The organism is Terasakiella sp. SH-1, assembly GCF_004564135.1.
In the GTDB taxonomy this organism is placed as follows: domain Bacteria; phylum Pseudomonadota; class Alphaproteobacteria; order Rhodospirillales; family Terasakiellaceae; genus Terasakiella.
This window is the reverse complement of the sequence record NZ_CP038255.1, coordinates 3,313,331-3,333,179: the sequence shown is the minus strand read 5'-3', so window position 1 is coordinate 3,333,179 and position 19,849 is coordinate 3,313,331. Positions and strand designations below refer to the sequence as shown.

23 protein-coding genes are annotated in these 19,849 nt (G+C 49.0%); 12 read left to right on the top strand and 11 right to left on the bottom strand.

The features are described 5' to 3' along the window. Positions 1-13: 13 nt before the first annotated feature. Complete coding sequence (locus E4K71_RS15635; protein WP_135081203.1) at positions 14-1,333, top strand: cyclic nucleotide-binding domain-containing protein; 1,320 nt, start codon at positions 14-16, stop codon at positions 1,331-1,333. Here the strand turns inward: E4K71_RS15635 and hemW are convergent. Beyond that, positions 1,323-2,459: a radical SAM family heme chaperone HemW gene (gene hemW, locus E4K71_RS15630; RefSeq protein WP_135081202.1), complete on the bottom strand. Its 1,137-nt coding sequence runs from the start codon at positions 2,457-2,459 to the stop codon at positions 1,323-1,325. The genes E4K71_RS15635 and hemW overlap by 11 nt on opposite strands. Positions 2,460-2,579: 120 nt before the next feature. On the opposite strand from hemW, the gene E4K71_RS15625 reads away from it, so the two are divergent. Both E4K71_RS15625 and E4K71_RS15620 read left to right on the top strand, forming a co-directional pair. Further along, the gene (locus E4K71_RS15625; protein WP_135081201.1) at positions 2,580-3,323 is read left to right on the top strand and encodes a 3-deoxy-manno-octulosonate cytidylyltransferase; all 744 of its coding nucleotides are present in this window, start codon (positions 2,580-2,582) and stop codon (positions 3,321-3,323) included. A 22-nt stretch (positions 3,324-3,345) separates the two neighbouring features. Beyond that, on the top strand, positions 3,346-4,227 hold the full coding sequence (locus tag E4K71_RS15620; RefSeq protein ID WP_135081200.1) for a prephenate dehydratase: 882 nt from the start codon (positions 3,346-3,348) through the stop codon (positions 4,225-4,227). Positions 4,228-4,310: 83 nt separating this feature from the next. Here E4K71_RS15620 and E4K71_RS15615 read toward each other — a convergent pair whose 3' ends face one another. The 4 genes from E4K71_RS15615 to E4K71_RS15600 all read right to left on the bottom strand — a co-directional run bounded on the left by E4K71_RS15615 (position 4,311) and on the right by E4K71_RS15600 (position 6,770). Beyond that, entirely contained in the window at positions 4,311-4,751 is a 441-nt protein-coding gene (locus E4K71_RS15615) for a GNAT family N-acetyltransferase (protein ID WP_135081199.1), read from the bottom strand. Next, positions 4,748-5,620 carry a DMT family transporter gene (locus E4K71_RS15610; RefSeq protein WP_135081198.1) on the bottom strand — a complete coding sequence of 291 codons (873 nt, stop codon included), beginning with the start codon at positions 5,618-5,620 and terminating at the stop codon, positions 4,748-4,750. The genes E4K71_RS15615 and E4K71_RS15610 overlap by 4 nt, the downstream gene beginning before the upstream one ends. A gap of 84 nt (positions 5,621-5,704) precedes the next feature. Continuing rightward, complete coding sequence (locus E4K71_RS15605; protein WP_135081197.1) at positions 5,705-6,073, bottom strand: histidine triad nucleotide-binding protein; 369 nt, start codon at positions 6,071-6,073, stop codon at positions 5,705-5,707. Positions 6,074-6,149: 76 nt separating this feature from the next. Continuing rightward, the gene (locus E4K71_RS15600; RefSeq protein WP_135081196.1) at positions 6,150-6,770 is read right to left on the bottom strand and encodes a flavin reductase family protein; all 621 of its coding nucleotides are present in this window, start codon (positions 6,768-6,770) and stop codon (positions 6,150-6,152) included. Positions 6,771-7,186: 416 nt separating this feature from the next. Here E4K71_RS15600 and E4K71_RS15595 point away from each other — a divergent pair, with 416 nt between their 5' ends. Further along, positions 7,187-7,726 carry an NUDIX hydrolase gene (locus E4K71_RS15595; protein ID WP_135081195.1) on the top strand — a complete coding sequence of 180 codons (540 nt, stop codon included), beginning with the start codon at positions 7,187-7,189 and terminating at the stop codon, positions 7,724-7,726. 2 nt (positions 7,727-7,728) lie between these two features. Here the strand turns inward: E4K71_RS15595 and E4K71_RS15590 are convergent, their stop codons facing one another. Next, complete coding sequence (locus tag E4K71_RS15590; RefSeq protein ID WP_135081194.1) at positions 7,729-8,262, bottom strand: MerR family transcriptional regulator; 534 nt, start codon at positions 8,260-8,262, stop codon at positions 7,729-7,731. After that, a complete protein-coding gene (locus E4K71_RS15585; protein ID WP_135081193.1) occupies positions 8,259-8,651 on the bottom strand; it encodes a hypothetical protein in 393 nt (130 codons plus the stop codon). The genes E4K71_RS15590 and E4K71_RS15585 overlap by 4 nt, the downstream gene beginning before the upstream one ends. Before the next feature lie 110 nt (positions 8,652-8,761). Between E4K71_RS15585 and E4K71_RS15580 the strand changes: the two genes are divergently transcribed. Then, complete coding sequence (locus E4K71_RS15580; protein WP_135081192.1) at positions 8,762-8,986, top strand: hypothetical protein; 225 nt, start codon at positions 8,762-8,764, stop codon at positions 8,984-8,986. A 31-nt stretch (positions 8,987-9,017) separates the two neighbouring features. On the opposite strand, the gene E4K71_RS15575 is transcribed toward E4K71_RS15580, so the two are convergent. After that, the gene (locus E4K71_RS15575) at positions 9,018-10,025 is read right to left on the bottom strand and encodes a DUF3426 domain-containing protein (RefSeq protein WP_135081191.1); all 1,008 of its coding nucleotides are present in this window, start codon (positions 10,023-10,025) and stop codon (positions 9,018-9,020) included. Positions 10,026-10,218: 193 nt separating this feature from the next. Here E4K71_RS15575 and ftsE point away from each other — a divergent pair, with 193 nt between their 5' ends. The 7 genes from ftsE to E4K71_RS15540 all read left to right on the top strand — a co-directional run bounded on the left by ftsE (position 10,219) and on the right by E4K71_RS15540 (position 16,474). Then, a complete protein-coding gene (gene ftsE, locus E4K71_RS15570; protein ID WP_240796922.1) occupies positions 10,219-10,932 on the top strand; it encodes a cell division ATP-binding protein FtsE in 714 nt (237 codons plus the stop codon). Further along, positions 10,929-11,822: a cell division protein gene (locus E4K71_RS15565; RefSeq protein WP_135081189.1), complete on the top strand. Its 894-nt coding sequence runs from the start codon at positions 10,929-10,931 to the stop codon at positions 11,820-11,822. The genes ftsE and E4K71_RS15565 overlap by 4 nt, the downstream gene beginning before the upstream one ends. Before the next feature lie 9 nt (positions 11,823-11,831). Beyond that, a complete protein-coding gene (locus E4K71_RS15560; RefSeq protein WP_135081188.1) occupies positions 11,832-12,464 on the top strand; it encodes a YdcF family protein in 633 nt (210 codons plus the stop codon). Continuing rightward, positions 12,461-13,186, top strand: coding sequence for a lysophospholipid acyltransferase family protein (locus tag E4K71_RS15555; RefSeq protein WP_135081187.1), 726 nt, complete (start codon positions 12,461-12,463; stop codon positions 13,184-13,186). Before E4K71_RS15560 ends, E4K71_RS15555 begins: the two co-directional genes overlap by 4 nt. 4 nt (positions 13,187-13,190) lie before the next feature. After that, positions 13,191-13,997, top strand: a complete 807-nt coding sequence (proC, locus tag E4K71_RS15550) for a pyrroline-5-carboxylate reductase (protein ID WP_135081186.1) — start codon at positions 13,191-13,193, stop codon at positions 13,995-13,997. Between the two features lie 222 nt (positions 13,998-14,219). Beyond that, the gene (locus E4K71_RS15545; protein WP_240796829.1) at positions 14,220-14,741 is read left to right on the top strand and encodes a phasin family protein; all 522 of its coding nucleotides are present in this window, start codon (positions 14,220-14,222) and stop codon (positions 14,739-14,741) included. 398 nt (positions 14,742-15,139) lie between these two features. After that, positions 15,140-16,474 (top strand): DEAD/DEAH box helicase, encoded by a 1,335-nt coding sequence (locus E4K71_RS15540; protein ID WP_135081185.1) that lies wholly within the window; start codon positions 15,140-15,142, stop codon positions 16,472-16,474. A 50-nt stretch (positions 16,475-16,524) separates the two neighbouring features. Here the strand turns inward: E4K71_RS15540 and E4K71_RS15535 are convergent, their stop codons facing one another. The 3 genes from E4K71_RS15535 to E4K71_RS15525 all read right to left on the bottom strand — a co-directional run bounded on the left by E4K71_RS15535 (position 16,525) and on the right by E4K71_RS15525 (position 19,836). Next, positions 16,525-18,057, bottom strand: a complete 1,533-nt coding sequence (locus E4K71_RS15535; protein WP_135081184.1) for a YifB family Mg chelatase-like AAA ATPase — start codon at positions 18,055-18,057, stop codon at positions 16,525-16,527. Positions 18,058-18,182: 125 nt separating this feature from the next. After that, positions 18,183-18,986: an enoyl-CoA hydratase-related protein gene (locus E4K71_RS15530; RefSeq protein WP_135081183.1), complete on the bottom strand. Its 804-nt coding sequence runs from the start codon at positions 18,984-18,986 to the stop codon at positions 18,183-18,185. 181 nt (positions 18,987-19,167) lie between these two features. Next, on the bottom strand, positions 19,168-19,836 hold the full coding sequence (locus E4K71_RS15525; RefSeq protein ID WP_135081182.1) for a glutathione S-transferase family protein: 669 nt from the start codon (positions 19,834-19,836) through the stop codon (positions 19,168-19,170). Between the last annotated feature and the right edge of the window lie 13 nt (positions 19,837-19,849).

The window sequence follows — 19,849 nt, the reverse complement described above, 5'->3', positions numbered from 1 at the left end:
AATACTTATAATAATGGCGGAATATAGAAATAAAGAATTTAAAAAAGGCGATTATATTCTCAAGGAAGGGGACCCGCCGACATATGCCTATATTTTGAAGCAAGGTTCTGTTGAGGTTATAAAACAACGCACTGATGGTGGGGAGATTCTTCTACAGGTCTTGAAGGCAGGGGAAATCTTCGGTGAAATGTCGATGGTGGATTTTCTCCCCCGTTCTGCCAGCGTACGCGCCTTGGAAGATGTGTCGGTTATTGTGGTTGATCCGCCAACCTTTAATCAAAAACAAGAAGCATTAGATATTTTTACCAAAAATCTGGTGCGAACCTTGATTGCACGACTGCGTGAACAAAATCAGATGATCGCAGATATGACGGAACCGTCTTTTCTAACGAAAGCCGCCAAAAAGGGACAGATTGAGACCAATAAAGTCGCCCATACATCTGTTCTGTTTAAGGAAGATTATCGTGATAAGCTGAATTTCAGCAGTATTCGTTTTTTATTGGCCGATGCCAATTCGCAATCTCGCCAAAGCATTAAGGGGGGCCTACATATGCAGGGCTTTCGCGAGATTGAAGAGGCCGGAAATTTCATTGATTTTCGCAATCGTATCCAGGGCAATGAGCTGGATTTGATTATTGTGGATAATAATCTGGGCACATCCAATGTTGCCCAAGTTATCCGTGATATTCGCCAGGGCAAAGGAACGGTCAGCCCGTTTTGTATGATTTTTGCCATTATCGACCAGCCGGAACCGTCGGTTCTGGAGGTTCTATCAGAAGCCGGTCTGGATGATGTGTTGGTGAAGCCGGTTGCGTTGGGCAATATTATGGACCGGGTGGAACGCCGCATTCGTAAACGCAAACCTTTTGTTGTGACGCTGGATTATGTGGGACCGGACCGTCGCAGTAGCATTCGTCAAGGCAGTGAGGAAATTCCTTTGGTCGATGTGCCAAACCCGTTGGCTTTCAAGGCACTGCCCAAACAAAATGAAAAAGACTATCTTTTGGCCCATCAAGAGGCGATGGCCCGTATTGAAATGCTGAAAATTGAACGATATGTGGTGCAAGTCGGTTGGTTATGTAAGAAAGTTTCTTCATTGCGCAACGAACATCAAAATCCGGCGTTCTTTTTAGATAAGATGATTGAGATAACACGGGAGCTTGGGGCAAAACTGGAGAAGAAAGGCAATGAGAGTCATGTGTCGATCTGTCAGGTTATCTTGTCCATGATTGATGATTTTCAGGCGGGTACGGCTGATATGTCTGGCCCGCAATGGGATGACTTTACCAGTGTGGTGGGGCAGCTTACGGATGAGTTGGGTCCTAAAGCTTAATTAATTTCTCAATGACACCGTTGAGGCATTTACGTCCCTCTTCAGTGGCGCGAAGGTGACTTTCCTTCCATTCAATAAGCTTATGATCCATTAGCATATTAAGTCCACCTTCATCAATTGAGCTGTGGATATCTTCACCAATTATGCTACAAAATTTTGACTTATCAATACCTTGGTTCAATCGAAGGCCCATCATAATGAGTTCGATCGCCCTGTCATCCGTGCTGATCCGTTTGCGCTTTTGTTCACCGGATTTTTTCTGGGTGACGGCTTCTAGCCATAAGTCTGGCTTATAGATTTGATGGATGGCCTGGTTTTTTAGGCGACTGTGCGCACCGGGGCCGATCCCGATATAATCATCGCCTTGCCAGTAAATCAGATTGTGGCGGCTTTCTTGACCAGGGTATGCGTGATTGGAAATTTCATAAGCCGGAAGCCCGGCATTTTCCATAATCTCTTGTGTCAGGTCATAAAGATCAGCGCCGCGTTCTTCATCAATGGCAGGGACCTTGTTTTTATAAAAGGCGGTGCCCGGTTCAATAGTCAGTTGATAGAGCGAAAGATGCCCTCCACTTAGAGAGAGGGCTTGGGTCAGTTCATCTTTCCAGTCATCCAATGTTTGATCAGGTCGCGCATAAATCAGATCAAAGCTATAGCGTTCAAAGGTCTGTTGGGCCAGTTTTAGAGCATGCAAACCGTCTTCCCGGCTATGGGCACGGCCCAAGAATGTGAGGACTTCGGGGCGCAAGGACTGGATGCCGATGGACAGGCGGTTGATACCTGCGGCTTTAAAATTGGGGAAAGTATCGGTTTCGACCGTTGTTGGATTGGCTTCCAGTGTGATTTCCATACCATCGCGAAAGCCCCACAGGTTTTGTGCGGTTTGTAAAATTGTCTCAACCGTTTGTGCTGGCATCAAGGAAGGTGTGCCACCGCCAAAGAAAATACTGCTAAGTTGACGGTCCGAGCTTTCTTCGTAAACACGCTGAAGCTCGCAAAGATAAGCGTTTTGCCATTGGGTTTGGTCAATGTGGGAAGCCACATGCGAGTTAAAATCGCAGTAGGGACATTTTGAGACACAAAAGGGCCAGTGAATATAAAGGCCAAAAGCAGAAGCATGAGACATGCCTTCTTATATCTTTCCTGTGTCTTGGGAGGAAGTTTTAAATATGGGCGAACGCTTTGACTTATGGGGGAAATGGTCTAAAACTGATTTCAACAGAATTTATCAATTGAGATTAAGCCCATGTCTTTGCCTAAAAATCCCGTTGTTGTGATCCCGGCCCGTATGGCCTCAGAACGTCTGCCTGGTAAACCGTTGGCCGATATCCATGGGGAGCCAATGATTGTCCATGTGTGGCGCCGTGCCATGGAAGCGGAGATCGGTCCGGTTGTGGTGGCCTGTGCAGAAAAAGAAATTGCCGATGCGATCACCAGTGCAGGGGGCCATGCAATTTTGACCAAGCCGGATCATCCGTCCGGGTCTGATCGGGTGTTTGAAGCCATTGAAAATTTTGACCCCAAAGGGGCTTATGATGCGGTGGTCAATGTTCAGGGCGATTTGCCGACGTTGGATCCCCATGTAGTGCGCACGGTTTTTGCACCCTTGGGTAAAGAAGTGGTGGATATTTCAACACTGGCTGTTGAAATATCAGAAGAGTCTGAACGCACAAACCCCAATGTGGTGAAAGCGGTTGTGGGCTTTGAAGAAGGGGCCAACGTGGGTCATGGCCTGTATTTTACCCGTGCAACGGCCCCTTATGGGGAGGGGCCGCTTTATCATCATATCGGTCTTTATGCTTTTCGGCGCGAGGCTTTAAAACGTTTTGTCAGCTTGGCCCCCAGCGTATTGGAAAAACGTGAAAAGCTGGAACAGCTACGTGCTCTTGAAAATGGCATGCGTATTGACGTTGCCCTCGTTGACACGGTGCCGTTAGGGGTGGATACTCCGGCTGATCTGGAACGTGCACGTGCTGCGCTGAAACCATAAAAAGAAAAGATAAGAGTGAAGAATGTCAGAATTGTCCCGTCCGGTTGACCCCGCCAAACTCATTGCTTTCCAAGGTGAACTTGGTGCCTATTCCGATCTGGCCTGCCGCATGTCGCGCCCGGAAATGAACACATTGCCGTGTCGCACGTTTGAAGATGCCTTTGCAGCGGTGCGTGACGGTAAGGCGGCTTTGGCGATGATCCCCATTGAAAATTCAGTGGCAGGTCGTGTGGCTGATATTCACCATCTTTTACCGGAATCGGGTCTTCATATCATTGGGGAACATTATCAACGCATTAATCACCATTTGTTGGCGCTGCCGGGCACCAAGTTGGAAGATGTGACGGAAGTTTACAGCCATGTGCATGCGTTGAACCAATGTCGTGATTTTTTAAAGGAACATGCTATCACGCCTGTGGTTGCAGTGGATACGGCCGGATCTGCCAAGGATATTGCCAAATCCGGCGATACGACCAAGGCGGTGATTGCCTCTGAACTGGCAGGTGAAATTTATGGGCTGGCATCGCTGGCCGCTGATATTGAAGATGCGGAACATAACACCACCCGTTTTGTGGTGATGTCCAAAGAAGCCGTTGTCCCGCACCCGAAAGCAGGCAAGGCAGTGACATCATTCATTTTCCGTGTGCGTAACGTTCCGGCCTCCCTCTTTAAGGCATTGGGGGGATTTGCCACCAACGGGATCAATATTACCAAGCTGGAAAGCTATATTGTGGACGGTACGTTCATTGCGGCACAGTTTTATGCCGATTGTGAAGGGCACCCGGAAAACCGCGATTTACGCCTTGCTTTGGAAGAGCTGGATTTCTTTACCTCCAACATGCGCATTTTGGGGGTGTATCCGCCACACCCTTATCGTTTGCAGCAAAAGCTGGAAGACGAGTAAGCGACTGTCATTCTCAACTTGATTGAGAATCCAGCACGGATTTTGGTACTTCTCTGGATCCCCGATCAACGTCGGGGATGACGCTATAAAGGAATGTCGTAGCGAATAAAGTCACAGAGATTGGCGACTTTATTATAGAGCGCTTGTGCGCGTTCATTGTTTTTATTGGTATGCCAATAAAGTTTTGCAGCCCCTTCATCTTGGGCTGCGTCTTTCACCCCATTGATTAAGGCCCGCCCGGCCCCATTGGCACGGGCGTTTTCATCCACAAACAAGTCTTCCAGATAGCAATAGCTGGTGGGATGCCAGGTGGTGCCATGGAAAAAATAGTGGGTAAAGCCGATGACTTGACCATCTTGTTCGGCGACAAGGCCCCACAGGTCTTTGTCATCTTCATTCATCAGCCGTTCCCATACCCCTTCGCTGACATCATCATCCAGTTGCACGTCATAAAAAGACAGATAAGCCTGCCACAGGTCAAACCAGCGGCCATAATCATTAATTTCAATGGGACGAATAATCATAAGGATACCACTTCTTTATGGGGAAGACGTTCACGCCAGACAATATAGATGCCACTGGCGACAATCACCAGACTGCCGATCATTGTGGCATGTTCAGGTGCGCTTTGCCAGACAACCCAGTCAAATACGGCTGCCCAGATCAGGGCGGTATATTCCATGGGGCTGACCACGACAGGTGAGGCGGTGCGCGCGGCTTCGGTCATGAGATAATGGGCTGAGGTGCCGAAAACCCCCATGGCAACACACCAGACCAAGGCCATGAGGGTGAGTTCTTGCCAGAAAAATACCATCATGACAGCCCCGCATAAGGTCATCCCGCTTGTCCCCCAAAAGGTGAGGCAGAAGGTGCTTTCACTGTCTTTATATTTGCGCGCCAATGTTTGTGTCAGGGCATAGGACAGGGCCACAATCAGCATATAGCCCGCCCCGCCATCAAAAATACCCGTGTCGGGTTGCAGGACAATCAAGACACCGCCAAACCCGGCCAGCATGGCAAAGATCCGATGGGGACCAATAGGTTCTTTTAAGAGAAGGAGAGAGAAGCCAACCATGAAAAAGGGCGCGGCAAAACAAATGGCCAAGGCATTGGCCAGTGACATTTCACGCAGGCCAATGGTGAAGGACACAAACATCAAGGCCCCCAAGGCGGCACGCAATACATGCAGTAAGGGGCGTTTGGTACGAATGGACGTGGGCGATCCTTTTCTGAAGAACAGGACCAATAAGGGTAACAGGCCGAAAAAGGAGCGAAAGAATAAAATTTGCGCGGCGCTCAGTTCGTCGCTGAGATGCTTGATAATGGCATCCATGAAACTCATGAAGGCGATACCAAAGGCCATTATCAATAAGGCACGGGAAATTGGGGTCATGGCTTTTTGCTTTTCACAAAACGGACCTTCCCCCAATGGGTCTTTATAATCAGGGGAAGACTCCCTGATTAAAGAAAGAGAGTCTTATTTATCGATCGGTTTGATCATTCGGCCCAAAGGCTTGCCACCGAAAATATGGACATGAAGGTGGGGGACTTCCTGACCACCTTCTTCACCAAGGTTGGAGAGAATGCGATAACCGCTTTCTTTCACCCCGGCTTCACGTGCCACCACACCAATGGTACGGATATAACCGGCAATCTCGGCTTCTGTGGCATTGAGGGTGAAATCATCAAAATCCACATAAGCCCCTTTTGGAATGACCAGCAGGTGAACAGGGGCTTGCGGGGCGATGTCTTTAAAGGCCAGTGCATGTTCATTTTCAAAGACTTTATCGCACGGAATCTCACCACGTAAAATTCTGGCGAAAATGTTGTTTGAATCGTAGGACATGGGGTTAACCTTTTGTTACTGCAATCGTTGTTTTGATTAAACTGGCCGAAATGAACGTGAAAAACAAGTAAGAACTTTAGCTTTTGCGCCACTTTGCGTTCATTTGGAACAAGTCACCAACCGTGGCATAATCCTTATATCCCAGTCTGGAGATGGGGTTTACCTTGCGAATATCAACCTTGCCATCGACCAAACAGTCGTCATCAATATGAATGCCAACGACTTTTCCGAAGATAGCCGTGTTTCGTTCTGACTCTGAGTCACATAAAAGAGGCACAAACTGGGTTAAAACACATTCCAGATGGATGGGTGAGTTTTTAATCCGTTTTGGTTTTATTAAGGTGGAGGGGGTCATCTCTAAATCAGCAACATCGGCTTCATCAGTGTTAGGGTGTTCTGGGGCAGCGGTGCGAAACATTTCGTTGCGCAAGTCATAATTAGCAATATTAATGACAAATTCTTTTGTATTTTCAATATTTTGCAACGTATCCTTGGTATCCGCATGAGGGGTCTTACCATTGACTGCGACCATTAGCTGAGGTGGGTTTTGTGCCACACCATTAAAAAAGCTAAAGGGCGCGACGTTGCCGATTCCCTCTGCGCTGACCGTACTGACCCACCCGATAGGGCGCGGGACGATGCAGGCTTTGAAAGGATGATGGGGCAGGGGATGGGATTCATCAGTTTTAAAAAACATAAAAAAAATTTCTCTTGGTCAAAATCATGGGGGTAACTTCAAACGTAGTGTTGTCTAACTTCATATGTATTTGCAAGGACTTATCGCTTATAAAAAAGCGAGAGTTTGCTTACAGCCCTTTTCTCTAAATCTGACCCGTTTCATGGAGCCTTATCTTTTCTTGAGTTAGGAAAATTGTGCAAAGCGATGCGGGGCATCGATTAAGCAAATTGACGCGACACAAGTACAGATAAGGTCCACCAGAGGCGTTTATCTCAAATAATGTGGAGGGCGGCACCTTCCATTTGCGGTGAATAACACCGCTGTATGCAAGGTTTCTACCCACATTATTTGAGATAAACGTGAAAGCGGGTCAGATTTAGAGAAAAGGGCTGTACAGTCTTGCCTATTTGAGCGTGACAGGGCAAACTGTGTCCATGTCTGATCAAAGATTTAACGGCCCAACTGTCAAAAAAGTTCCCGAAGGCGATGACCGCGAACGGCTTGTCTGCCCTGATTGTGGCTTTATTGACTATCAGAACCCCAAGATTGTCGTGGGGGCGGTCTGTACGTGGGAAGATCAGTTTCTGCTGTGTCGCCGCGCGATTGCCCCTTCCATTGGGAAGTGGACGTTCCCGGCGGGGTTTATGGAACTCAATGAAACCGTTGCTCAGGCTGCGGCCCGTGAGGCTTATGAAGAGGCTGGGGTACATGTTGATATCAAAGATATCATTGGTGTCTATGAAGTCCCCAGTGTCGGCCATGTGATGATTATGCATCGCGCCCAGATGCGTTCCGCTGATTTTCAGGCAGGTAGTGAAAGCCTTGAAGTTAACCTGTTTCATTGGGAGGATATTCCGTGGGAAGAACTGGCTTTTCCCTCTGTGAAATGGACATTGGAACGTTTTGATGAGGTCCGTGGTCATGATGTGGTCCCTGCGATCACCAAAACATCCGATTTCTACAAGATGAGCTGACCTTAATCGTTTTTTTTGGCTTGTTTGCGGATGGATTGGACTTCGGTTTCATCCAGCCCTAGAGAATAGAGGAATTGTTCGTGGGCTTGGGGTGCATCGCGTTCAAACACCTGATGCCATTGATCCTGTCCGTTAGCGTCGATACCAATTTCTTCCAGCATGGCGACCCATTGGGCAACATTGACATGACATGTCCTTAATTCTTGGCGTTTTTTAGCATCTAAAAGACCAAGCAGGACTTTTTGTTGGGCATAAAGTGCGGCAATTTGTTTGTTAAGGGTGGCAAGTTGGGTTTCAATGCAGTCACGTAACTGACTTTGCTGGTCGTCTTTCAAGAGGCTTTGAATGGCCTCCAGAGAAAGGCCCGCTTGTCGATAAAGACTGATCTTTTCCATCTGTCGGATTTGTTCGTCACCATAGAGACGATAGCCTTTGGCGTTTAGGCTTGCGGGTTTTAACAGGTCAATGCGCTCATAATACAGCAACGTAGAGCGCGATAATCCAAATTGGCGGGCAAATTGTGAAATTGTTTTCATGTGATGTCCTGTAGATCTGGTTGGACCCAGCTTGATTTGGCTTCAGCGCTATAGAGTCGGCTGTGGGAATAATATTGGGCAAGAACGGATTTTGAATCTTCTATTAAATCCCTGTTTTCTTTGACGAAGCATTCAAAACACGTCTTCGTCTCTTCATTCAGGCGGGACTGTACAATACGGACAAAGGCTTCGCTCAAGGTACGGTGATATTTCTCAGGGGCACCAAATTGGGTCGCCAGATCGTGGATGCCGGTACAGATTTTCTGGTTTGCGTCTTGGAAAGGAAACCATTTTAAATGAACCCAGGCCATATAAAGGTGGCCTTTATGATCGAAGTCTTCCGGAGAGATGGCTCGTTTGGCGAAGTTCTCGATATAGTCTTTTTCCATGGATTTATGCTCCTTTTCGCTACAGGGAGCAGGATGTCTAAACTATGAACCTGTAGTCGGGTCAATGAAAAAACTTTATCTTTGTGCAGGCATGGCCTAAAATCTTTGGCATGTCGTCAAATATTCGCATATCCGGGTCAACGACCCAGCCCGTCGTCGGGGATCGTGGCTCTTACGGTGCAGACCGTGAGGAACGGGTTCGTATCGCCAAGGTTGGCCGTCGTGACGGACCCGATATTCGTGGTGCACTGGAACGGTTGCGCCGCTTACTGGCTTCTGGTGAGCCTTTGCGCGATGATGTTCCGCGCGGTTATTACCTTAATATTTTAGTGTAACGTCTTTTCGGACCGTTTCCTGAAGCGGCTATTATTTCGCTTCAGGTTTGGCTTCCATGAACGTGACTTCAAGGCGACGTGCCGATGAAACCGGATTTTTAATCAAGGCTTCAAACGGTGTTGTTCCGCCCGCAGCCACTTCCTTATCCTGTGTATTGACGACCACAAACTGAACTTCCTGATCCGTTGCATCGTAAAGAGAGACACGGATTTGCGGGATCATCTGGGTGGCTTCGGAAATATTGCCTACATCACCTGCGATGATCAGAATATCATCTTCGCCTTCTTTGCGACGCGAAGAATGGACATCACGGATTTCCATCAGGTCAGACAGTTTCGGCTTCATACCCATCATTTCCTGAGCCATACCAAAATACTGGTCGTAAATCTTGTAAACAGGATCAGCCTGCGGGACATATTGCATCACATAAGGGCGCCCGAAATGGAGACCGGCAATGAGGGTACAGCAGATAATAATCAGCCACAGCAGGAAGCGGAAGAAACCGCCTTTTTTCTTTTTCTCTTTTTGGCGTACCGGGGCGGTGAAGACTTCCGGAATTGGTTCCGGGTCATCCATATCGTCCAGAATATCATCCTTGGTGTACATGGATTCTGCCATGGATTCCATAGGTTGAATGTCATCTGTATCTGAGAAGAAGTTATTCAGCTCTTCATCAGAAGGCATGTCTTCTTCATCAAAACGATCACTGGCCGCCAGTGGCTCGGGCTCCGGCTCGGGCTCCGGTTCGGGATCAAAAATGGGTTCCGGTTCCGGCTCGGGTTCTGGCTCCGGCTCAAAAATAGGCTCGGGCTCAGGTTCCGGCTCGGGTTCAGGGATGACAACGGGTTTAGGGGCTGGCGGCGGTGGTGGCGGCGCCTCTGTTTCTTCATGTTCGTTCAGCTCCAGCACCGTATCTTCATAAGGGAGTTGTTCCCATGAATGGCCGCATTTTGCACAACGAAGTGTACGCCCTTCTTCACCTAATGCGGCGAGAGGGACGGAATAATGCGCCGAACAGCTTGGACAACTTACAATCATGAGGCCACCAACAAATACCTTAAGTCCTTATTCTTTATAGGCGTTTCTTATACACGAGGCAAGACTACCCAACACCTAAAAATCTCGTTAGTATCCACTTTAATATAATATGTGTGAATAAGGTCTTAACGAATCGACAAAGAATGCGTAAAAAGGCATTTGAATTCAAAATCAAAGGATGGCTGGCTTGGTTATCGTAAAATTGGAAAATGTTGGTTTACGCTACGGCGTGGGACCCGAGGTCCTGCGCGATGTGTCTTTGACACTGGAAGAAGGCGCGTTTCATTTTCTGACAGGTCCCAGTGGTGCCGGTAAATCCTCGTTGTTGAAGATGATGTATCTGGCCCATCGTCCAACCCGTGGTTTGATTTCGCTTTTTGGGAATGATATTGCCACCATCCAACGTGAAAAACTGCCAGCCCTGCGCCGTCAGGTCGGTGTTGTCTTTCAGGAATTTCGCCTGCTGGACCATATGTCCACCTTTGATAATGTTGCTTTGCCTATGCGGGTGGCTGGTGTTCATGAAAGCGATATTAAAAAACATGTCACAGAATTGCTCGCCTGGGTTGGTCTGAAAAATCATATGGAGGCCAAGCCCAATACTCTATCGGGTGGTCAACAGCAACGTGTGGCCTTGGCGCGTGCCATCATCAAACGCCCGCGCCTGTTGTTGGCCGATGAACCCACCGGGAATGTGGATGATAAACTTGCTGTGCGTTTGCTCCATTTGATGGAAGAACTTAACAAGTTGGGCACGACTATTGTGATGGCAACCCACAACGAAGGTCTGGTGCGCCAGTTTGGTCATCCACGCATTTGTATTGATGGTGGGCGGGTTGAACAGATGGGGCCGTTGCGCCCGGCGCGTGGGGCTGGTGGTATCCGTATGGAAGGAAAGATTTCATGAATTTCCTTTCCTTAAACCACCATAAGGACCTGCCCCTTGATAAAGACCCCGGTACACGTTTTTTGCCGTGGCTGGTGGGGTTTATGGTGTATCTTGCGGCTTTGTCTGTTGTGGCGACCTCGATTATGCAATCGGTCAGCAACCGCTGGGAACGTGGTGTCAGTGATACACTGACGGTGCAAATCCCACCGGCACGCAGTGTCAAGCAAGACCAGACCCAGATTGCCGAAGCACTGAAAATTTTGCGCGGCCACCCGGCTGTGGTGATGGCAGAACCGATTGCCAAAGACCATGTGTTGGAATTGCTGGAACCCTGGCTGGGTAGCGGGGCAACGTTGGCGGATATGCCTTTGCCACATTTAATTGATGTGGCCTTGCGCTCTTCAAAGCCACTGGATGCGCAGGAGTTGATTAATCAGCTTAACAAGGTGGCACCAGGGGCAACACTGGATGATCACCGCATCTGGCTGGACCGTCTTATTCGGATGAGCCAAACCTTGACCTGGGGGGCCTATATTGTTTTGGGGCTGATCTGTTTTGCCACTGTGGGGACCATCTTTTTTGTCACTCGCACGGGATTGGCGATTCATCACGAGGTGATTGAAGTTCTTCATCTCATTGGTGCACAAGACAGTTATATTGCCCGCCAGTTTGCCGAACATTCCATGCATCTGGCCTTTAAGGGCGGCTTGTTGGGGCTGGCAGTGGCCGGGCCGACCTTTGGCGGGTTTGCCTATCTTTATCGTCAGGTTGAAAGTGCCTTGCTGCCGCAAATTGATATCACGCTTATTCAGTGGATTGTGGTGTGCTCCTTGCCGGTGATGGCCGCGTTTATGGGGTATCTGACGGCACGTTCTGCGGTGTTGCGCACCTTAAAGCAAATGGTGTGACGTTTTAAGATGGTGGGGTTTGCACAACAAAAGAAACGTCGCCTTTTAGGTCCTTTTTCCTTGCTTGTACTTGTTGCAGGTCTGGTTTGGGCAGGGGGCTTTATTGCCTTTACCAATCTGGTGCCGCGTCATGTAGCCGATGGATTTACGCAGACCGATGGCATTGTGGTGTTAACCGGGGGCACCCATCGGTTGAACACGGGCTTGAGTCTGCTTTCGGACAAAAGGGCTGAAAAACTGCTGATTTCCGGTGTTTATCGGGGGGTGGAATTGGAAGAATTATTGTCTTTATCCAAACGTGCCCCGGCCGAGCTGGAATGTTGTATCGACATTGGGCATGAAGCCGATAATACCCGTGGCAATGCCAAGGAAACATTGCAGTGGGTGACAAAAACAGGCTTTACGTCCCTTAGGCTGGTGACGGCGAATTATCATATGCCGCGAAGCCTGCTGGAATTTTCCTATTCTTTGCCGGAAACGAAAATTATCGCCCATCCGGTTTTTCCTGAACATGTAAAAGTGGACCAATGGTGGCGCTGGCCGGGTACGGCAGGGTTGCTTATTGGTGAATATAACAAGTATCTGCTGGTCTGGTTACGACAGGAACTGGCGCGTCTGACCGATATTGAGATTTTGAAATGACATTTATCCGCTCTCTTCTTTTTAACATTTATCTTTTTGGCGGCACGGCCGTTATTGCGTTAATTCTGTTGATTTTGATGCTCTTTTCCTCACAGGAAATGCGCAAAGGTTCCCAGTTCTGGACCCGATATGTCATGTGGGGTATGCGTCATATCACCGGGATTGATTATGAAATACGCGGATTGGAAAATCTGCCGGAAAGTGGGGCGGTGATTGCCTGTAAACATCAGTCTGCCTGGGATACGGCAGTGTTTGTTTTATTGCGTATTTCAACAGCTTATATTTTGAAGAAAGAGCTGCTTAATATCCCGTTTTATGGCTGGTATGTGAAACGCAGCGGCCATATTGCGGTGGATCGCAAGGCTGGGGCCAGTGCGTTAAAGCAAATGGTGGCTGATGTTAGAGCAGCACTTGATAACGGTCGCAATGTCGTCATCTTTCCCGAAGGGACCCGTTCTACGCCGGGAACGCCGGGAACCTATCACCCTGGTGTGGCTGCGATTTATACCCAGATGAAACTGCCTGTTGTTCCAGTTGCGCTGAATTCCGGTCTTTATTGGGGGCGTCGTAGTTTCCTGAAAAAACCGGGTAAAATCATCATGGAAATCATGCCACCGATTGATCCAGGCTTGAAGCGGCGCGAATTTATGGCCAAACTGGAAGAAACCATCGAAACAAAAACCTCGGAACTGGAAGCCGAAGGCCAAAAAGTAGGAGACTAAGCTTATGGGACTGGTATTGATTGGATGCGGTAAAATGGGCGGTGCCATGCTTGAGGGCTGGTTGGATCAGGGGGTGCCGAAAGATAGTATTCGCATTGTTGAACAAAGTGCAGAACATGCCCAGTCCCTGCGCGATACCCATGATGTGCGTGTTGTCGATGATATTACTGATATTGAAGAGGGCTTTCCCGCTGATATTGTGATTCTGGCCGTGAAGCCTCAGGGCATGGATGGGGCTGCCACAGCCTGTAAACGATTTAGCGCGGCTTCGACCTTTGTTTCCATTGCTGCGGGCAAAACGGTTTCTTATTTTGAAGGTTTCTTTGGGGCTGAGGCTGCGATTATTCGTGTGATGCCCAATACGCCTGCTGCTGTACGTCGGGGCATCAGCGTTGCCTATGCCAATGGCAATGTCAGTGACAGAGCCAAAGAACAATGTAGCGACCTGTTGGAAGCCATCGGTGAAGTTGCCTGGATTGAAGAGGAAGCGTTGATGGACCCGGTAACAGCTGTATCAGGGTCCGGTCCGGCCTATGTCTTTTATATGACCGAATGTTTGACCCAAGCCGGGGTGAAAGCGGGCTTGTCTGAAGAGCTGGCGACCCAATTGGCACGTGCAACAGTAGCCGGGGCAGGTGAGTTGATGCGTCAAAGTTCTTCTGAGGCAGAACAGTTGCGTATTAATGTGACATCGCCGGGGGGCACAACCGAAGCAGCCCTGAATGTCTTGATGGGAGAAGATGGAATCGCTGCACCAATGTGTGACGCTGTTCTTGCTGCGACGCAACGTTCCAAGGAACTGGCAGGGTAATCCCTTACCTGAGGCGAATTGTCATAAAATTTTTCTTTTTCTGAAACTATCAAATAAACCAAAGGGATAGTGCTGTTCTCTATGCCTTTTGGATAGGGGGATAGGTGAAATTTTGTGCGCCGCACAAAAAACCAGTTGACACTTTTACGTGTTTAGACCATATTCCCCTCAGAAATTTTGCAGTGCAGCAAACCTTATTACTTTTATTTGGAGTTCACTATTATGGCTAACGCTAAAAAATCCACATCTTCTGCTAACCCGTTTTCTTTCGATGCAACAAAAATGTTCGGTGATTTTGACCCGACTAAACTGATGGGTGAATTCGACCCGCAGAAATTCATGGGCGATTTCCAGAAAGCATTTTCTGAGTACAAAATCCCAGGCGTTGATGGCAACATCATTCTGGAAAGCCAAAAGAAAAACGTTGAAGCTTTGGCTCAAGCAAACAAAGTTGCTCTGGAAGGCATGCAGGCTGTATTCAAGCGTCAAGCTGAAATCCTGAGCCAAGCAATGGAAGAAATGCAGTCTACTTTTAAAGATCTGGCTACTGCTGGTGAGCCGCAAGACAAAGTTGCTCAACAGACTGATCTGGTAAAAGACGCTGTTGAGAAAGCTCTGTCCAACATGCGTGAACTGGCTGAAATGGCTGGCAAATCCAACACTGAAGCTTTTGAAACTATCCACACTCGTTTCACAGAGTCTCTGGACGAAGTTAAAGAACAAGTTCTGAAGCTGAAAAAATAAACCTTCCCCCTGTAAGGTTTTTTCTAGAGGCTGCAGCTCTTCATTGAGCGCAGCCTCTTTTTTTTGCCTATCTCTTTTCGCAGTTGCGAAAGCTTTTCTTGACAAATCCGCCCAAAAAGTAGATAAGCAGCCCTAGAGCGCATCTCACATATAGCGTCTTTCGATTTAGATCGGGAATCTTTATGATCAAAAGATCCCCGCTTTCGCGAGGATGACAAGTAAGGCTGATGGGCTTTTAGATTTTTCCGTGCGTGCGATAAATGCACGTGCCCTTCGGCTTAATCGTTAAGTCTCTTGGTCGCGTTTCCTTGCCCCGATTTGGGCATCATGTGCGGAAGTTTTACAGATCATCACTTGCATTTCGATGATCTAAACGCAGATGATATAGGAACACGTCCGTGACCACATTTGATATGCTGGGTCTGGCGCAGCCGTTGCTGAACGCCATCCAGAAACAAGGCTTTGACACCCCGACTGACATTCAAAATCAGGCTATTCCCCATTTGATGAACGGTTTTGACCTGATGGGTGTTGCCCAAACAGGGGGCGGTAAAACCGCAGCCTTCGTTCTCCCGCTGGTGCATCGCTTGTTAGAAGAAAATGAAAAGACCGTTGCGGCCAAACCGCGCTGCATTATCTTGGCCCCGACCCGTGAGTTGGCTCAACAAATTGGCGTTAGCATTCGTTCTTTCACCAAAGGCCAAAAAGTTTTCCACACCGTTATTTATGGCGGCTCCCCTTATAAGCAGCAGTTGCAGCAGCTCCAACGCGGTGTGCATATCGTTGTTGCGACACCGGGGCGTTTGATGGATCATATGGAACGTGGCTCCATCAAAACAGACAATGTCCATACCTTCATTCTGGACGAAGCGGACCGTATGCTGGATATGGGCTTTATTCATGACGTGAATAAAGTTGCTGAAAACATGCCGGAAGAAAAACAAACCGTGATGTTCTCTGCGACCATGAGCAAACAAATCCGCAACCTGTCCAAAGGTCTGCTTGTTCAGCCCAAACATGTGGAAGTGGCGCGTGAAAACACCGTGGCTGAAACCATTGACCACCGTGTTTTGCATCTGAAACAAAAAGACAAGCCAAAGCTGCTCGCCCACCTGTTGGATGACCCGACCCTGAAAAAGGTACTGATCTTTACCCGCACGAAAGCTATGGCCGATCGTTTGTGTGAAAGCCTGCGCGATCGTGGTCATAAAACGGACACCATTCATGGTGATCGCCAACAATCTGCACGCCAGCGTGTTTTGCGGGCTTTCCGTAGTGGTAATATCGAACTGTTGGTCGCCACAGATGTGGCCGCGCGTGGTATTGATGTGGCTGATATCTCACACGTGATCAACTATGACATGCCGCTGGAAGGTGATGCTTATGTTCACCGTATCGGTCGTACAGGTCGTGCGGGCCAAAGCGGGATCGCTCTCTCATTCTGTACGGATGGGGAAAGTGATCTTCTCAAACAGATTGAACGCACGATTAAACAGCGCGTCGATATCCATGACGATCACCCCTATCATGCTGATCCGTTACCGTTTAAAGCGGGCGGTGAACAAAAGCGTCGTCGCTTTGGCGGGGGTGGCAATGGCCAGAAACGCCGTTTTGGTGGCGGCAATAAGAAGAAGCCTGAGGGTGGCTTCCGCAAAAAAGCCAATGGTACCTTTAAAAAGACTAAGGCCAAAAAAACAAAAAAGCCAAACCTCGCCGGTAGACGTGCGGCTTAAAAGGAACGTCCTGGCCCTAAAAGATCCCCGCTTGTGGTGAGGGTGACATATTATATTGCAAAAGCCTGTTTTTTTCGTGCCATGTTGGGACGATAGGACAGGCTTTCTGCGATATGGTCTGCTTTAACCCGTGTTTGGCCTTGTAGGTCAGCCAAGGTCCGGGCCACGCGCAAGACCCGATGATAGCCTCGTGCTGATAGTTTCAGCTTATTGGTGGCTTCGAGCAGCAAGTTTTTACCCGCCTGATCCGGTTCACTGATTTTGAGCAACAGCTCGCCATCAGCTTCGGCATTGGTGCGCACCCCATAATCGGCATAGCGTTCTTTTTGAATCAGACGTGCTTGCAGGACACGGGCACGCACTTCTGTACTGCCCTCAGCAGAAGGGGGCAGATGCAAGTCTGCCGGACTGACTGGGGGGACATCAAGGTGAAGGTCGATTCGGTCCAAAAGGGGGCCTGAAATTTTGTCACGGTAGCTTTCTGCGCATTTTGGTGCACGTGAACAGGCCAGAGCCGCATCATCTAAATGCCCACACCGACATGGGTTCATCGCTGCAATCAACTGCACACGTGCCGGATAGCTCACATGGGCATTGGCCCGTGCAATTTCAGCCCGCCCCGTTTCCAATGGTTGACGCAGGGCTTCTAAGGCTGTGCGGTTATATTCGGGCAATTCATCTAAAAACAACACGCCCAAATGGGCCAGCGAGACCTCACCGGGGCGCACGCGATGCCCACCCCCGATTAACGCCGGCATGGAGGCACTGTGATGGGGATCGCGAAAAGGGCGTTCCACCATCAATCCGCCTTCTGGAAGTGTACCGGCAATGGAATGGATCATGGACACTTCCAGGGCCTCATGCGCATCCAGCGGTGGGAGAATACCGGGCAAACGTCGTGCCAACATGGACTTTCCTGCCCCCGGTGGGCCACACAGCAAGAGATTATGGTTGCCGGCTGCGGCAATCTCCAAGGCGCGTTTGGCACTTTCTTGTCCCCGGATATCACGTAAATCCAGTTGATCTTTGGGGGCCTTTTCTTGTGCTCGAACCGCTTGTGGGCGACTGAGCAGCTGACGCCCCTTAAAATGATTGACCAGCTCCAAAAGATTATGAGGAGCCAAGACATCCAAGTCACCTGCCCAGACCGCTTCCCCGCCTTGTGGCTTGGGGCACAGGATATTGCGCCCGCTGATCTGGGCGTGAATGGCTGCGGGCAACACCCCTGTCACCGGAGAGATCCGCCCATCCAAAGCCAGTTCACCCAGTACGATAAAAGGGTGAAGTTCTTCTTCTGAGATGACGCCCATCGCGGCCAAAAGACCCAAGGCAATAGGCAAATCAAAATGGGAGCCTTCTTTAGACAGGTCCGCAGGAGACAAATTGACTGTAATACGCTTGGGCGGCAAAGACAGCCCCAAAGCGGTTAAAGCAGAGCGTACCCGTTCCCGTGCCTCAGACACGGCCTTATCTGCCAAACCAACAATATTGAGGGCGGGTAGGCCCGTGGTGATGGAAACCTGTACTTCGACTTCAATAACGTCGATGCCTTGAAATGTGACAGTGGTAATGCGTGCTGTCATAGCTTTATCCTTCAATCAAATTATGTCATTCCCAACTTGATTGGGAATCTCTTGGGGAAAGAGGTCCCCGCATTCGCGAGGACGACAATCTGTTTGAAAGGGCTATGAAAGGACCTGAGCGGTTTTTATTTTTTCATCAGTTCCAACATTTTCTCCACGGCTTCCATATGTTCATCGGAATTATGGCATATGCCCTGGAAACAGGCGCAGAGATCAAGGAAATCGGGGAGTTCCATGCGTTGGCCCATTTTCATCAGGCGCTTGGTAAAGCGTAGGGCTTGGGGTGGTTTTTTCGCCATTTCTCCCGCCAGTTCACCTGCACGAGCCAGAAGTTGGTCTGGTTCCACCACATCAAGCACCACGCCGATTTCTTTGGCTTCTGCCGCATCAATGACCCGTCCTGTGAAAGTCAGTTCCGCAGCCTTTTGATACCCAATAAGGCGTTGCAGGAAATAGGCACCGCCATCACCGGGGATAATGCCGAGATTGACAAAGGTTTCCCCAAATTTGGCTTTACTTGAAGCAATGCGAATATCGGCCATATTTGCCAGATCAAAGCCTGCACCAATGGCGGGGCCGTTCACCGCAGCAATGATGGGGACTTCGCATTTGTTCATCGCCAGCGGGATACGCTGGATGCCTTGGCGATAACGGGTCTGGCATTCTTCTACATCGCCGGCAAAATCACCGGCACGCTCTTTCATATCCTTGACATTGCCGCCTGCGGAAAACGCCGAGCCCTCGCCTGTCATGATCAGGACGTTGACCTTGTCTGCCGCCTTGTTCACCCAGTCAATCGTATTGATGATATCGTCAATCAGGTTGGTCCCGGTGAGGGCATTGCGCACGTCATGGCGTTTAAACGTCAGGGTCGCAATTCGGTTTTCAACAGTGAGTTCAGCATCAATCAATTTTGGTAAGTCGGACACAGCCAATTCCTTTCGCTCAAAAAAAATGCGACCACACGCAAAGTCAGGGGGACGTTAAGCGCAGTCGCATATAGTTTTCCTCACACCTCTAGGGAGTGCAAGTGTCTTTTCAGATGAAACTGTTATACAGAATGTTCGCTAACCAAACATCATAACAATTGTAAAGAAATGTCAGAGATTACTAAAAATCCAAATCAGAATAATGTGGTGAGGCGGGGAAGCCTGTCACCGTATCTTTTAAGATCTCACGCATGGCTGGGCGGGATTTAAAGCGCACATACCAGTCATAGGCCCCTTCGTGATCTTTCCACGGAATATCACCGAGATAATCCACACAGGAAATATGGGCCGCTGCGGTAATGTCAGCCAAGGATAAATCATCCCCTGCCAGCCAGTTGCGCTGTTCAGTCAGATACCCGATATAGTCCAGATGGTAATGTACATTCTGTTTACCGGCACGAATGGCGGATGAATTGGGGGTTGACCCTGTGACAAAACGTTTATGCAGTTTTTCACCAACCAGGTTTTTAGTGACCTCATTGGCGAATTTCTTATCAAACCAGGCGACAAGGCGGCGGACCTCGGCACGCTGGTCGGCTTGCATGCCCAGTAAAGTGGGTGTTGGGTAGACTTCTTCAAGATATTCGCAAATAGCGGCATCATCCCAGATCGGGCGACCTTCCGGTTCCACCAGAACAGGCACTTCACCTGCAGGGTTTAAGGCGAGAAATGTTTCACGCCGTTCCCAGACAGGTTCAATCACGCAGGAAAAGTCTAGCTTCTTTTCGGCTAAAAGAAGGCGAACCTTGCGCGATTGTGGATCAAAGGGAAGATGATAAAGACGTCTCATAACACTCATTAAA